The following is a 13738-nucleotide window of genomic DNA, read 5'->3' on the forward strand; positions in this document are numbered from 1 at the left end:
GGGCGGGCCCGTCAGCCGCGCAGCGAGCGCGACAGCTGGTCGAGCATGGCGGCGTCGAATACGGCCTTGGGCAGCATGCAGTGCACGGTCTTGGGCGGAATCGAGGTGTAGTTGCTGGCGGTCTGGTTGGAGTACTGGGTGATGCGGAAGTCGGCGGCGATGCTGGCCAGCGAATAGACATCCTGCGGATCCATCCCTGCCGCCGCGCTGACCCATTCGATCAGTTGCCGCAGGCAGGCGGTCAGCGCCTCGTCGAGATTCTTGCCGAAGCCGAGCACGATCCAGTGGCCGGGCGTTTCCGCCATCGGCAGGGCCAGCGCGCGCCGCTTGTGCAGGAAGTACTGGATGCGCATGTCTTCCATGGCGGTCTCGATGGCGGTCTGGTTGACCACGCCGTCGCCCTGCGCGGCATGGGAGTCGCCGGTCCAGATCATGGCGCCGGGGCGCTGGACCGGCAGGAACAGCGAGGTGCCCTCGACCAGCTCGCGCAGCACGAGATTGCCGCCGTAAGGACCGCTGAGGATGCCGCTGACGGGCTCGTCGCCGGCCGGCTGCACCGCCATCACGCCCTGGAACGGCGCCAGCTTGATGCGGATGCCGGGCGCGAACTCGGTGTACCGGCGTTCCTCGTCGAACTTGAAGTAGCGCAGGTAGGGCTTGGCGAAATCGTTCGGCAGCGCGCCGACGCCCTTGGGCGCCGAGTTCCAGCCCCAGCCGATCGGCCGCAGCCGCACCATGCGGCACTCCACCACGTCGCCCGGCATCGCGCCCAGCAGCTCCACCGGCCCCACGTTCGAGTAGGGCCCCTGGGGGAAGCGCTTGCGCACCGGCTCACGGTCTTCGTAGCGCATGCCGTACTTGGCGCCGTTGGCCCAGTTGACCCAGGTGTCGGGATACTTGACGAGATCGCCGGATTCGATCCGCACGACCGGTGCCGCCTTCGGGTCGAGGATGCCGACACGCACCGTCTCGCTGCCGGACTCGATCGTATGGATCCTGCCCGGGCGCGATACCGGCAGCGGCGCCGCGCCGCCGGGCATGGCGCGGGCATCCGCGGGGCTGCCCTGCGCCAGCGCCTTGAACGATGCGGCCCCCAGGCCGAGGGCGCTGGCGGTCTTGAACCACTGTCTCCTGTCGATCTTCATCTTGCGTACTCTCTTCCTCTGTTGCTTCCTGGTGGAGCCGTCGCCGGCAAGCGTACGGCGGGACGGCGAAAGTCTTTCTTGCCGAGGGGGGGGCCGCTCAGGGCAGCTGCGCGACATACTGCGCGACCGCCTCGATCTCCTCGTCGCTCATCAGCGGGACCAGCAGGCTCATCAGCTTGCCCGGTCCCCCGCGCGTGCCGGCCTTCCATGCGTGCAGCTGCTTGACGACATAGGCCGGCTGCTGGCCGGCCAGGCGCGGGAAGTCCGGCGGGATGCCGCCGCCGTCGGGCCGATGGCAAGTCACGCAGGCAGGCAGCCGGCTGGCGGGGTTGCCTTGCCGATAGATGGCCTTGCCGGCCTCGACCAGCTGCGGCTGCGCGGCCTGTCCGCGCGCATGGGGCTGGCGGCTGAAGTAGCGGGCCAGCTCGTGCATCTCCTCGTCGCCCATGCCGTGAACCACCGCGGCCATGGTGGCGTCCTGGCGCAGTGCCGGCTTGCCGTCGGCCGCGCGGAACTGGCGCAGCTGCTTGAAGAGATACGTTTCATCCTGGCCGGCCAGGCTGGGATATCGGGCCTGCGTGCTCTGGCCCGCCTGCCCGTGGCACGCCGCGCAGACCTGTTCCGCCGTACGTCGCGCCGCCGCAGCTGCTGCTTCGGGCGGCAGCGGCTGTGCCAGCAACGGCCCGGACAGGGCGCAAGCGGCCAGCATGGCGGCGCAGCGGCGGCGCAGTGGAAAGAGGTCACTCACCTCTGCCTCCTCTCGGCGGTCCGCCGCTTCAGTTGAGATAGCCGCCGGTCCTGGCGACGATGCGCTTGGCGCGCTCGGTTTCGCTGGCCACGCGGTTCGGCAGCGCATTCGCGCCGGCCTGGCTGAAGGCCGTATCCACGCTGAGCGCTGCCAGCTTGTCGCGTACCTCGGCATCCTTCATCAGGCTGCGGATCTCGCCGCGCAGGCGTTCCACGATCGGCGCCGGCGTGCCCTTGGGCGCGAACACGCCGTACCACACCGTGATGTCATAGCCGGGGATGCTCTCCGCGACGGTGGGGACGGCCGGCAGCGCCTTGAGCCGGTTGGCGGTGCCCACGGCCAGCAGCCTCAGCTTGCCGGTCTTGACGTGGGGCATGTATTCCAGCAGCGGGCCGGTCGCCAGGTCGATGTGGCCGGCGATCATGTCGTTGATGGTCGGTCCGCTCCCCTTGTACGGCACGTTGGTGATATCGACGCCGGCCATCGTCTTGATCATCTCGAGCGGGTAGCTGGTCGGCCCGCCGTAGTTGACCTTGCCGGGATTCGCCTTGGCATAGGCAATCAGTTCGGCGACCGACTGGTAGGGCGTGCGCGGATTGGTGACCAGCACCAGCGGCGATTCGCCCAGCGGCGCCACCGGCACGAGATCGCGCGTGATGTCGTAGGGCAGCTTGCGGTAGAAGGCGGCGTTGACCCCGTGGATGCTGTTCAGGATGCCGATCGTGTGGCCATCGGGCGTTGCCCGCGACAGCACCTCCGCGCCGATGTTGCCGCTGGCGCCAGGGCGGTTCTCCACCACCACGGGCTGGCCCAGCGCGGTCGACAGGCGCTGGGCCACGGTGCGGGCCAGCACATCGTTGATGCCCGCGGGGGGAAAGGGCACGATGAAGACGATCGGCCTGGTTGGCTTCCAGCCCGGCGACGGCGCAGGCGATGGGGCCCCGTCCGTGCCCGCGGCCCGTGCCGCGCCGCCCGGCAGGCCCGCGAGCGTGGCGGCCAGGATGGCGAGCGCGGCCAGCCGCGCGGGAGCGGCGCGCCAGGTCAGGTGCTTGCGGTGGTGCATTGGATCTTGTCTCCTCATGACTGGTGCCGATGATGCGTGGCGGTGCGTGGCGGTGCGCCGCACGGCGTCGTGTCTTGTCGAAATGTGCCGTGTTGCACGGCCGCGACGCACCGGAAAACCGTGCGTATCCCGGCTGCTACTCTACGGATCTGGCGGCGGGCCGCTTCCCGCAATGGCGAGGCGTTTACCCAAGCGTCCACCGTTCTGCGCGGCGGCGCCGGACGGGCCGGGCGCTTACCCGATGGTCCGGGAATCTCGCCGCCGGGGCGCCGGCCGCGCGGCGCGTGCGGCAAGATGGGCGTCCGATCCAATCACAACGGGAGACGCAATGCGAGACGCAATGAGCCGCGATATCGACGCCGCAATCTTCACGGTCGGCACCGGTCCCAGGCATGTCATCGCCCTGCACGGCTGGTTCGGCCATGCACGGGGCTGGGGCGCCTTCACCGACGCGCTGGACGGCGAGCGCTTCACCTACGCCTTTATCGATTACCGGGGCTACGGCAGCCGCAAGGCGGTCCGGGGCGAGTTCTCCATGCGCGAGATCGCGCGCGACGTGCTGGCCTGCGCCGATGCGCTCGGATGGCAGCGTTTCGCGCTGCTCGGGCACTCGATGGGAGGCAAGGGCATGCAGGCGGTGGCGGCGCTCGCCCCCGCGCGCGTCGCCGCCATGGTCGGTGTCACGCCGGTGCCGCCGACCGCGGTGCCGTTCGACGAAGCCTCGCGCAGCCTGTTCGAGCGCGCCTCCGGAGATGCCGAGGCGCGCTTCGGCATCATCGACTTTTCGACCGGCAATCGGCTGAGCCGGCACTGGGTGGAAAAGATGGTCCGCGAGTCGGAGCGGCACGCCGACGCCGAGGCCTTCGCGGCCTATTTCAGGGCCTGGGCCGATACGGATCATTCCGCCCAGCTCGCCGGCACCCGTATCCCGACGCTGCTGCTGGTCGGCGAGCACGACCCGTCGCTGACCGCCGAGGTCATGAAGCAGACCTACGGTGCGCTGTTCCTCGAACTGGCGATCGAAGCGATCGGCAATGCGGGCCACTATCCGATGGACGAGGCGCCGGTGGACCTGGCCACGCGGGTCGAGCGCTTTCTCGGCGGCATCCCGCTCGCGGGCATGGGGGAAGGTCCGCGCGGCTGAGCGCGGCGCGGTACTCCGCCTGCCGCGCGGAGCGCCCGCCCGGAGGCCGTATCCGGCCTCCTTGCCGCCGTACTTCAGAACAGGTGCCGCATCCCGGCCATGATGCCCTGCGGGTTGGAAACGCCGCCCGGCGTGACCTCGTTCGGCACATTGGAGAACGTATAGTTGGCCTTGTTCTTGTTCCAGATCTTGCTGGCATTCGCGTAGAGCGTGGTGCGCTTGGACAGCGAGTACTGGTAGCCGATCGAGGCCTGCTGGCCGCGGTTCGGCGTGTCGACCGAGCGCTGCATGCCGTAGGCCAGCAGCACCAGGCCGGCCGGGCCCGCCGGAATGGTGGCGCCGACGTGGAAGCCGCGGTCCTTGAGCGTTGCCTGCCCCGGCACCCAGCGCGTGGCCTGGCGCCCGTTGACGAACAGCTTGAACCAGGGCAGTTCGTAGGTGGCGCCGATCGCGCGTTCGTCGCGGTCGGCATTGGCGACCGCGGCGATGCTGTACGTGCGCTCGTAGGCCAGGCCAAGCCACAGCGGGCCGCGCGAGTAGGTCAGTCCCACCGCCTTCAGCCAGTCCGCGTCGCGCGGCGGGCCGGTGCGCTCGGCGCCGAAGGAGAACAGCGCGCTGGCCTGCAGGCCGGCGATCTCGGGCGTCTCGTAGCGGATGGAATTATCGGCGCGCGCCGTCAGGCTGCTGCCGGCCGGCCCGCTGTTCTGCAGGCGCCCGAGCGGGCCATACGGTGAGAAGCCGAAGGCCGAGGCCTGCCCCTCGATGTAGTAGATCGGCGTGTTCTGCCGGCCCAGGGTCAGCGCGCCCCAGGTGGTGCTGCTCAGGCCGACCCACGCCTGGCGGCCGAACAGCCGTCCGCCTTGCTGGACGTTGCCGCTGTCCAGCGCCAGGCCCGTTTCCAGGTTGAACACCGCGGCGAGTCCCGATGCGAGTTCCTCCTTGCCGCGCAGTCCCCAGCGGGATTGGTACAGCCCGCCATCCTCGATGCGCATGGCATGGTTGGCGCCGGACTTGACGTACTCCATGTAGACGTCCGCGACCCCGTAGATGGTCACGCCCGACTGGGCGCTTGCCGTACCCGCTCCCGCGCCCAATGCTGCCACCAGGCATGCTCCCGCTCTCTTCATGCGTTTCTCCTCGTTCCTCCGCCGTGTCAGGCGTTATGGTTGTCCGCGCGGCGATACGCCGGCGCAGCAAGGGTACGAGGGGGGAGGGAGCGGGCGCTAACCCAATCGTCCCGCCAATTGGGCAGGGGTCCGGAATGCGGTGGCGGGTATGGTACGGGGCGGGGATGGCGGCGCGCCGCGGCACGCGCGATGCCCGCGAGCGTGGAGAAACGAGGGCGGCCGCAGTTGCCGCCCTGCGAGGCCTGACCCCTCTGCAGAAGAGCCTGGGGCTGGGCTGGCAGCCGTCGGCGCAGTCGCGCCGCTGCGTCAGGCGGCGCCGCCGCGCAGCAAGGCCAGCAGCGCCGGCGCCGCCAGGCCGCCGCCGATCAGCACCAGCACGCCGAAGGCCAGCCGGCGCGTGGCGCCCCCCGACAGCGGTGGCGGAAAGCGCCGCGCCGCCGCGGTGGCCAGCGCCACCACCGGCACCGCCAGTGCCGCCTGCAGCCAGAGCGCGGCATCGAGCCGCCCTTGGCTCAGGCTGAACAGCGTGCGTATCGTCGAACTCACGGTGAAGACCAGGATCAGCGCGCCGCGGATCTCCGCCAGCCGCAGCGGCTGCCGGTAGAACTGGAAGATCAGGGGCGGTCCGGAGACGCCGAACAGGCCGCTGAGCAGGCCACCGAAGACCCCGCTCAGGAAGAAGCTGCGCTGGCTGGAACGCCGCTGCAGCGGTTCGGGCCGCCAGGCCGCGCCCAGGCCGCCGTACAGGATCACCGCGCCCAGCAGCAGTTGCAGCAGGTCGGCCGCGCGCTGGTCGAGGTAATCGAGCAGCAGGGCGCCCGCCACCACCGAGGGCAGCAGGCCCAGCGTGGCGGCGCGCACCGCCGGCCAGTCCATGCGCTGCATCCGGCCGGGCAGGGCGACCGCGCTGTTGGCCAGCGTCACCAGGCTGACCAGCACGGCCAGCGTCGCCACCGGGGCGAGCTGCAGCACGCTGGCCGCGCCCATCACGATCATGCCGAGGCCGAAGCCGGTCACCGTCTGGAAGTAGCCGGCGGCGGCCATCACGGCCAGCATGGGCAGCGCCCCCGCGAACAGCGCCGCCGCGCCGGCGGCGGGCAGGGCGCTCATGGTGCCGGGGCCGCGGTCGCCGTGGCATCGGCCGCCGGCGTGCGTGCCGCATCGGCACGCTGGGCCTGTACCACGGTGACGGCGATCACGTGAAAGATGTCCTCGGCGCTGCAGCCGCGCGAGAGATCGTTGGCCGGCTTGGCCAGCCCCTGCAGCAGCGGGCCGATGGCCTTGGCCCCACCCAGCCGCTCGGCCAGCTTGTAGCCGATGTTGCCGGCTTCCAGGCTGGGAAAGACCAGTACGTTGGCATGTCCGCCCACGCGCGAATGCGCCACCTTGCGCTGCGCGATCTCGGCGACGATGGCCGCGTCGAGCTGCACGTCGCCATCGATGGCCAGCTCGGGCCGCAGCGCGCGCACGCGCTCGGTGGCCGCCACCACCTTGTCCACCGCCGCGTGGCGCGCGCTGCCGCTGGTGGAGAAGGACAGCATGGCCACGCGCGGTTCCTCCATCAGCAGGCCGGCCGCGCTGTCCGCGGCCGCCATGGCGATCTCCGACAGCCCCTGCGCATCGGGGTCGACCACCAGGCCGCAGTCGGAGAAGATCAGGCCGCCCTTGAGGGCGTGGAAGGGCTCGCACAACATCATCAGGAAAAAGCTGGAGACCAGCCTGCAACCGGGTGCCGCGCCGATGACCTGCAGCGCCGTGCGCACCACGTCGGCGGTCGTGTGCAGCGCGCCGGCGACCGAACCGTCGGCATGGCCGGCGCGGACCATCAGGTTGGCGAAGCAGAGCGGGTCCAGGATTGCCGCCTGCGCCTGTTCGGCGCTCATGCCCCTGGCGGCGCGCAGCGCATGCAGTTCGGCCGCCAGCGCCGGAGCCAGCGGGGAGGTGGCCGGATCGACCAGCTCGATGCCTTCCAGCGGCACGCCTGCCTCCAGCGCCGTGCGGCAGGCGACGTCGGGCCGGCCTACCAGCAGGATGCGCGCAATGCCCTCGCGCGCTGCGCGCTGCGCGGCCTGCAGCACGCGGACGTCGTCGGCCTCGCACAGCACGATGCGGCGTGGCTGGGCGCGGGCATGGTCGATGATGCGGTGGAGCGCTTTCATGGTGTGGACTCGATAGTGCGGTGTTCAAAGGGGCGATGCCTCGGCAGCGCGAAAGCCCTGGCCTTGCCGACAACCGGGCTCCCCTCTCCCGCGTGCGGGAGAGGGGTTGGGGGAGAGGGCAGGCCTGCGCCAGCACGATGGCATGCACTTCGCGCCGGCGCCCACCCTCACCCCCGGCCCCTCTCCCACGAGTGGGAGAGGGGAGCAGAACATCGGCAGTGCGAAGGCCCCTGCTCCGCCCTCAGACAAAGTCCTTGTACTTGTCCAGCAAGCGCACCGGCCTGGAGAGCGCATCGCGGCGGAACGGGTCGCCCAGTTCGCGCGTGCACATGATCTCCACGATGGTGGTCTTGCCGTGGTTCATCTGCAGGTCGATGGCGCGCTGGAGCGCCGGGCCGACGTCCTCCAGGCGGTCTACCACGATGCCTTCCGCACCCATGGCGCGCGCGATGCCGGCGAAGGACGGGCTGTCCAGTTCGCCCGCGACGAAGCGGCGGTTGTAGAAGTCCACCTGGTTCTTCTTCTCCGCGCCCCACTGGCGGTTGTGGAATACCACGGCCGTCACCGGGATGTTGTGGCGCACGCAGGTCAGCGTTTCCATCAGGCTCATGCCCCAGGCGCCGTCGCCGGCGTACGAGATGGCCGGGCGATGCGGCGCGGCGACCTTGGCACCGATGATGGTGGGGAAGGCGTAGCCGCAGTTGCCCCAGCTCATGGCCGCGAAGAAGCTGCGCGGCTTGTCGAAGCGCAGGTAGCTGTTGGCCACCGAGTTGATGTTGCCGATGTCGGTGGAGACCATCACGTCGGCGGGCATGGCGCGTTCCAGTTCGCGCAGCACCTGGCGCGGGTGCAGGTAGTGGCCGCCGTTCGGCGTGCGTTCCTGCTTCTGCTCTTCGATCATGTCCAGGCTGTACGGGTCGCGCTCGTGCGTCCACTCGTCCAGTTCCTTTTCCCATGCGGCCTTCTCGGCGGCGATCTCGTCGGCGCGCTGACGGAGGGTGGCGTCGCAGGCCAGCGTGCGGCCGGCCAGGCGCTGGGTCAGCGCCGCGGCGGCGGCCTTGGCGTCGCCGCAGATACCGACCGAGATCTTCTTCACCAGGCCGAGCATCTTGTGGTCGGCGTCGACCTGGATGATCTTGGCGTCCTTGGGCCAGTAGTCCATGCCGTGCTGCGGCAGGGTGCCGAACGGTCCCAGGCGCGAGCCCAGCGCCAGCACCACGTCGGCGCGCGCGATCAGCTTCATCGCTGCCTTGGAGCCCTGGTAGCCCAGCGGGCCGCACCACAGCGGATGGCTGGCGGGGAAGGAATCGTTGTGCAGGTAGCTGTTGACCACCGGCGCGCCCAGGCGCTCGGCGAGCGCCTGGCATTCGGCCACCGCATCGCCCATCACCACGCCGCCGCCGGAGATGATGACCGGGAACCTCGCCTGGGCCAGCAGCTCGGCCGCCTCGTTCAGGCTCTGCTCGCCGCCGGGGCCGCGGTCCAGCCGGCGCGGCTGCGGGATCTCGGCCTTGATCTGGCCGTAGAAGTAGTCGCGCGGGATATTGAGCTGGGTCGGGCCCATCTCGTCCATGGCGCGGTCGAAGCAGCGCGCGGTGAACTCGGCCATGCGTGCCGGGTTGGTCACGTGGCCCTGGTACTTGGTGAATTCCTGGAACATCGGCAGCTGCTTGGCTTCCTGGAAACCGCCCAGGCCGATGCCCATGGTGCCGGCTTCCGGCGTGACGATCACCACCGGAGAGTGCGCCCAGTAGGCGGCCGCGATGGCGGTGACGCAGTTGCTGATGCCGGGGCCGTTCTGGCCGATCACCACGCCGTGGCGGCCGGACACGCGCGAGTAGCCGTCGGCCATGTGCGCGGCGCCCTGCTCGTGCACCACCGGCACCAGGCGGATGCCAGCCGGCGCGAAGATGTCCATGGCATCCATGAAGGCCGAACCCATGATGCCGAAGATGTCGGTCACGCCGTTGGCCGCCATGGTCTCGACGAAGGCTTCGGACGGCGTCATGGCTTGCGGGCCGGTGGCTGCGGTGGTGCGTTGCTCTGGCATGGCTTGTCTCCGATGTGTTAAAAAACGGAACTAAATGTTCCGGAAAGAGTTTGTGAGGCGAATGTAGGACGGAAGTCGTCCGGGGTCAATCAGGAAATTGGTAAATCGGTACGATTCGTATCGAAAAATATAAGAAATGGGGCGTGACCGGAACACCGTGCCGGGTGGACCCATAACAAGCCCCCGGTGGCACTAACTCCGCCCGGTCGGGCTCCCTAACATGGCGCATACATGCGGCGCAGAGCGGCATGTCGCGGCGCCGCCGGGCCACCGGCAGCGCGCCAGACGGCACAACGAGAGGACGCACCGAGACGTCCCCGGCAAAAGGAGACACTGGCATGCCTCATGCTTATCAACCTCTCCTCCTCGCACAGGCACCGTAGCAAGCCCGCTTGCACGCACCGCAAGCGGGCGGCGCGCCGGTACCGGTCCACCGCGCCGTCCCCGCGGGCGGCGTGAACGCAGTCTCATTCATCGAGGAGTCCGACCATGCATTGGATCAAGCAACTCGCAGCAAGCGTGGCACTGGCAGCCGTCCTGGCGCCGGCCGCCCACGCGCAGGGCAAGGAAGTCGTCATCGCCTACCAGGACATGGTGGTGCCGTGGCGCTATGCGCAGGAAATGAAGGAGGTGGAGAAGCAGACCGGCTACAAGGTCTCGTTCCGGCAGTTCTCCGGCGGCGGCGACGTGATCCGCGCCATGGCTTCCGGCCAGATCGCCATCGGCGAGGCGGGCACCTCGCCGATCGCCTCGGCACTGTCGCAGGGGCTGGAGGTGGAACTGTTCTGGATCCTCGACGACATCAACGCGGCCGAGGCGATGGTGGCGCGCAACGGCACGCAGATCAACGGCGTGGCCGATCTCAAGGGCAAGCGCGTGGGCGTGCCCTTCGTCTCCACCACGCACTACCACACGCTGGTGGCGCTGGAGGAGGCCAAGGTCAATCCCAAGGACGTCAAGATCATGAACATGCGGCCGCCCGAAGTGGCCGCGGCGTGGGAGCGCGGCGACATCGACGCCACCTTCATCTGGGACCCGGTGCTGGCCAAGGTCAAGCGCTCGGGCAAGGTGCTGGTGACATCGGGGCAGATCGCCGCGCAGACCGGCAAGTCCACCTTCGACGGCATGATCGCCAACAAGAAGTTTGCGCACGACAACCCCGACTTCATGGTCAAGTTCGTGCGCGTGCTGGCCGCCGCCGACGACAACTACCGCAACAACAAGGCCGCCTGGAACGCCGACTCGCCGATGGTCAAGGCGGTGGCGCGCATCACCGGAGCCAAGGCGGACGAGGTGCCCGCCAGCATGGCGCTGTACGGCTTCCCCACGCTGCAGGAACAGGCCTCGGCGCGCTGGCTGGGGGGCGGCGCGGCCAGCGCGCTGCGCTCGGCGGCGCTCTTCCTGAAGGAGCAGGGCACGATCCAGAACGTGCTGCCGGACTACAGCACCGGCGTCAATGCGGAATGGGTGCGGCGCGCGGCGCAGTAAGCCGGGCACGCGTGGCACCGGCGGCGGCACGCAGTGCCCTGCGCCGGGGAATGCAGCAGGCCCCCGCACCATGGCGGGGCGGGGCCTCGAGCCTCTTCAGGAAGTCTGTCATGTCCAAGCTGGAAATCGACAATCTCAGCGTCAACTACGGCGGCCGCGGTGGCGCCCAGACGCTGGCCCTTTCGCAGGTCAACCTCACCATGGAGCGCGGCGACTTCGTCGTCGCCCTCGGCGCCTCGGGCTGCGGCAAGACCACGCTGCTGTCCTGCATCGCCGGTTTCATGCAGCCGTCCGAGGGCGAGATCCGCCTCGACGGCAAGCCCGTGCACGGCCCTGGCGCCGAGCGCGGCGTGGTGTTCCAGAAACACGCCTTGATGCCCTGGCTCAACGTGGTCGACAACGTTGCGCTCGGCCTGCGCCTGCGCGGCGTGGGGCGCGCCGAACGGCTGCGCGTGGCGCGCGAGAAGCTGGCCCAGGTCGGGTTGGAGAAGGTGGCCGACAAGCCGGTCTACCAGCTCTCGGGCGGCATGCAGCAGCGCGTGGGCATCGCCCGCGCGCTCGCCAACGACCCCGAGGTGATGCTGATGGACGAGCCGCTGGGCGCGCTCGACGCGCTCACGCGCGAATCGATCCAGGCGCTGATCCTGCGGCTGTGGGCGCGCGAGCAGAAGATCGTCTTCTTCATCACGCACAGCGTGGAGGAGGCGCTCTTCCTCGCCACCCGGCTGATCGTGATGACGCCGTCGCCGGGCCGCATCGAGCACAGCTACGAGCTGCCCTTCGCGCGGCGCTACATCGAGTGCGGCGACGCGCGCGCGGTCAAGTCCGACCCGGAGTTCATCCGCTACCGCGAAGAAATCGTCGACCTGATCCATGCCACGCACTGAGGACAAGACCATGACCGCTCCCGCCCAGAGACTCGAAGCCGCGGCCACCGTGCGCGCCGCGCCGGCCGCGCCGCGCCGCCCGCTGCGCACCGTGTCGGGCTACCGCCTGCCCGGCGAAGGCTCCAGCTCGCGCATCTCCACCGTCACCGTGGTATCGCTGCTGGCCCTGTGGTGGCTGGCCAGCCACCTGCGCTGGCTGCCGCCGCTGTTCCTGCCCACGCCGGAAGCCATCGTCGCCGCCTTCGTCGACGCCTGGAACGGCAATGTGCAGGGCGGGCTGCCGCTGCTGGAGCATTTCCGCGCCAGCCTGGTGCGCGTGTTCGGCGCCTTCGCGCTGGCGGTGGCCACGGCGGTGCCGATCGGCGTGATGATGGGCGTCTCGCGCATCGCGCGCGGTGTCTTTGATCCGCCCATCGAGTTCTACCGGCCGCTGCCGCCGCTGGCCTACCTGCCGCTGATCGTGATCTGGTTCGGCATCGACGAGACCTCCAAGATCCTGCTGATCTACCTGGCCTGCTTCGCCCCGCTCGCCATGTCGGCGCGCGCCGGGGTGCGCTCGGTCACCATCGAGCAGATCAACGCCGCCTACTCGATGGGCGCCACGCCCTGGCAGGTGATCCACCATGTGGTGCTGCCGGCGGCGCTGCCCGACATCCTCACCGGCATGCGTATCGCCATCGGCTTCGGCTGGACCACGCTGGTGGCGGCCGAGATGGTGGCGGCCACCGCCGGCCTCGGGCAGATGGTGCTCAATGCCTCCAACTTCCTGCGCACCGACGTGGTGATCATGGGCATCATGCTGATCGGGCTGATCGCCTACCTCTTCGACCTGCTGATGCGCAAGACGGAGACCTGGCTGGTGCCGTGGAAGGGCCGCATGTGAGTGAGGGGGCGCCGTCACCGGCGGCGCGCTGCCCCGGGGGCCGTCCGGGAAAACCATGTGGCGAAACACAAGTCGTTGGGATTCAGCCGCCGCCGGACTGTCGATTCGCGATCTCCAGTCGTAGGCGGCCTCCACTGGAACGGCCGCTTGCCCGGTACGACGGTCACCTTAAGCTTCCGGGACCTCGATCGTTCCTTCTAGGTATTGGACCGCTTGACCGGAGACATAGACCCGGTCGTCCTGCACGCGGCAATGCAGCAATCCGCTGCGGCGCGATACCTGCATGGCCTCGAGTTCTGACCTGCCCAGTCGCTCGGACCACAATGGCGCCAGCGCCGCGTGAATCGATCCGGTCACGGGATCTTCATCGCCGCCATTGGCAGGCCAGAAGTAGCGCGATACAAAATCGTGATTGTCGCCGCGCGCTGTCACGACGACATCGAGCGGACCCAGTGCCGAGAGCAGATTGAGTTCTGGCACAACGGACCTCACCTCGTGTTCTGTATCGTAGATGGCGACGTAGGCTTGCTGATTGACCAGGACTTCCCGGGGCGCTATCGAAAGCCCTTTGAGAAGATTGTCTGGGATTTCTTCCAGTTTTTCGGGCCGGCGTTGCGGGAAGCTCATCTCGATCAGGCCATTACGCGTCTGCAGAACGCTGAACCGGCCGACTGCCTCGGCAAAGAACTCGATGGCCCTGGTATCACTGCAGCGCTTGAAGATCACGTATGCGCTCGCCAGCGTGGCGTGTCCGCAAAAGGCAATCTCCGTCAGCGGCGAAAACCAGCGGATGTCGAACACACCGTCGGCATTTTCTACAAAAAAGGCTGTTTCAGACAGGTTGTTCTCAGTGGCAATCGCCTGCATCAGGCTATCGGGTAACCAGCGTTCGAGTGGCACTACCGCAGCGTAGTTGCCCTTGAAGACCTTATCGGTAAATGCGTCTATCTGATAGATCGGCAGTTTCATTCGGCGGGCCGTGCAAGACGGGAAGTGGATCGGCGCTATTCATCTGTATCAGGCGAATACGATATCAGCCCGTTT

Annotated in this window: 12 protein-coding genes; 4 read left to right on the plus strand and 8 right to left on the minus strand. The window is 68.9% G+C overall.

Going from position 1 to position 13738, the window contains the following annotated elements; translation table 11 throughout:
• Positions 1 to 11: 11 nt before the first annotated feature.
• The 3 genes from BKK81_RS25440 to BKK81_RS25450 all read right to left on the minus strand — a co-directional run bounded on the left by BKK81_RS25440 (position 12) and on the right by BKK81_RS25450 (position 2956).
• Positions 12 to 1145: an acetamidase/formamidase family protein gene (locus tag BKK81_RS25440; protein ID WP_071018739.1), complete on the minus strand. Its 1134-nt coding sequence runs from the start codon at positions 1143 to 1145 to the stop codon at positions 12 to 14.
• A gap of 97 nt (positions 1146 to 1242) precedes the next feature.
• The gene (locus BKK81_RS25445) at positions 1243 to 1893 is read right to left on the minus strand and encodes a c-type cytochrome (RefSeq protein WP_231908219.1); all 651 of its coding nucleotides are present in this window, start codon (positions 1891 to 1893) and stop codon (positions 1243 to 1245) included.
• 28 nt (positions 1894 to 1921) lie between these two features.
• On the minus strand, positions 1922 to 2956 hold the full coding sequence (locus tag BKK81_RS25450; protein ID WP_071018741.1) for a Bug family tripartite tricarboxylate transporter substrate binding protein: 1035 nt from the start codon (positions 2954 to 2956) through the stop codon (positions 1922 to 1924).
• Positions 2957 to 3284: 328 nt separating this feature from the next.
• Between BKK81_RS25450 and BKK81_RS25455 the strand changes: the two genes are divergently transcribed.
• A complete protein-coding gene (locus tag BKK81_RS25455; protein WP_231908220.1) occupies positions 3285 to 4100 on the plus strand; it encodes an alpha/beta fold hydrolase in 816 nt (271 codons plus the stop codon).
• Positions 4101 to 4174: 74 nt separating this feature from the next.
• Here the strand turns inward: BKK81_RS25455 and BKK81_RS25460 are convergent, their stop codons facing one another.
• The 4 genes from BKK81_RS25460 to xsc all read right to left on the minus strand — a co-directional run bounded on the left by BKK81_RS25460 (position 4175) and on the right by xsc (position 9436).
• A complete protein-coding gene (locus BKK81_RS25460) occupies positions 4175 to 5227 on the minus strand; it encodes a porin (RefSeq protein ID WP_071018745.1) in 1053 nt (350 codons plus the stop codon).
• A gap of 306 nt (positions 5228 to 5533) precedes the next feature.
• A complete protein-coding gene (locus BKK81_RS25465; protein WP_442873419.1) occupies positions 5534 to 6283 on the minus strand; it encodes a sulfite exporter TauE/SafE family protein in 750 nt (249 codons plus the stop codon).
• Positions 6284 to 6333: 50 nt separating this feature from the next.
• A complete protein-coding gene (pta, locus tag BKK81_RS25470) occupies positions 6334 to 7386 on the minus strand; it encodes a phosphate acetyltransferase (protein ID WP_071018746.1) in 1053 nt (350 codons plus the stop codon).
• Positions 7387 to 7627: 241 nt separating this feature from the next.
• A complete protein-coding gene (gene xsc, locus BKK81_RS25475; protein ID WP_071018748.1) occupies positions 7628 to 9436 on the minus strand; it encodes a sulfoacetaldehyde acetyltransferase in 1809 nt (602 codons plus the stop codon).
• Positions 9437 to 9925: 489 nt separating this feature from the next.
• On the opposite strand from xsc, the gene tauA reads away from it, so the two are divergent.
• The 3 genes from tauA (at position 9926) to BKK81_RS25490 (ending at position 12694) form a co-directional block, all read left to right on the plus strand.
• Entirely contained in the window at positions 9926 to 10924 is a 999-nt protein-coding gene (gene tauA, locus BKK81_RS25480) for a taurine ABC transporter substrate-binding protein (protein ID WP_071018750.1), read from the plus strand.
• Between the two features lie 110 nt (positions 10925 to 11034).
• Positions 11035 to 11811, plus strand: a complete 777-nt coding sequence (locus BKK81_RS25485; protein WP_071018752.1) for a taurine ABC transporter ATP-binding protein — start codon at positions 11035 to 11037, stop codon at positions 11809 to 11811.
• 10 nt (positions 11812 to 11821) lie between these two features.
• Entirely contained in the window at positions 11822 to 12694 is an 873-nt protein-coding gene (locus BKK81_RS25490; protein ID WP_071022307.1) for an ABC transporter permease subunit, read from the plus strand.
• A gap of 168 nt (positions 12695 to 12862) precedes the next feature.
• Here the strand turns inward: BKK81_RS25490 and BKK81_RS25495 are convergent, their stop codons facing one another.
• Entirely contained in the window at positions 12863 to 13663 is an 801-nt protein-coding gene (locus tag BKK81_RS25495; protein WP_071018754.1) for a PhzF family phenazine biosynthesis protein, read from the minus strand.
• Between the last annotated feature and the right edge of the window lie 75 nt (positions 13664 to 13738).

The organism is Cupriavidus sp. USMAHM13 (assembly GCF_001854285.1).
Taxonomy (GTDB): domain Bacteria; phylum Pseudomonadota; class Gammaproteobacteria; order Burkholderiales; family Burkholderiaceae; genus Cupriavidus; species Cupriavidus malaysiensis.

Excerpts from the sequence above, each read along its gene's own strand:
- BKK81_RS25440 (WP_071018739.1), bottom strand. The coding sequence starts at position 1,145 with ATGAAGATCGACAGGAGACAGTGGTTCAAGACCGCCAGCGCCCTCGGC.
- BKK81_RS25450 (WP_071018741.1), bottom strand. The coding sequence starts at position 2,956 with ATGCACCACCGCAAGCACCTGACCTGGCGCGCCGCTCCCGCGCGGCTG.
- BKK81_RS25455 (WP_231908220.1), top strand. The coding sequence starts at position 3,285 with ATGCGAGACGCAATGAGCCGCGATATCGACGCCGCAATCTTCACGGTC.
- BKK81_RS25460 (WP_071018745.1), bottom strand. The coding sequence starts at position 5,227 with ATGAAGAGAGCGGGAGCATGCCTGGTGGCAGCATTGGGCGCGGGAGCG.
- BKK81_RS25465 (WP_442873419.1), bottom strand. The coding sequence starts at position 6,283 with ATGCTGGCCGTGATGGCCGCCGCCGGCTACTTCCAGACGGTGACCGGC.
- pta (WP_071018746.1), bottom strand. The coding sequence starts at position 7,386 with ATGAAAGCGCTCCACCGCATCATCGACCATGCCCGCGCCCAGCCACGC.
- xsc (WP_071018748.1), bottom strand. The coding sequence starts at position 9,436 with ATGCCAGAGCAACGCACCACCGCAGCCACCGGCCCGCAAGCCATGACG.
- tauA (WP_071018750.1), top strand. The coding sequence starts at position 9,926 with ATGCATTGGATCAAGCAACTCGCAGCAAGCGTGGCACTGGCAGCCGTC.
- BKK81_RS25485 (WP_071018752.1), top strand. The coding sequence starts at position 11,035 with ATGTCCAAGCTGGAAATCGACAATCTCAGCGTCAACTACGGCGGCCGC.
- BKK81_RS25490 (WP_071022307.1), top strand. The coding sequence starts at position 11,822 with ATGACCGCTCCCGCCCAGAGACTCGAAGCCGCGGCCACCGTGCGCGCC.
- BKK81_RS25495 (WP_071018754.1), bottom strand. The coding sequence starts at position 13,663 with ATGAAACTGCCGATCTATCAGATAGACGCATTTACCGATAAGGTCTTC.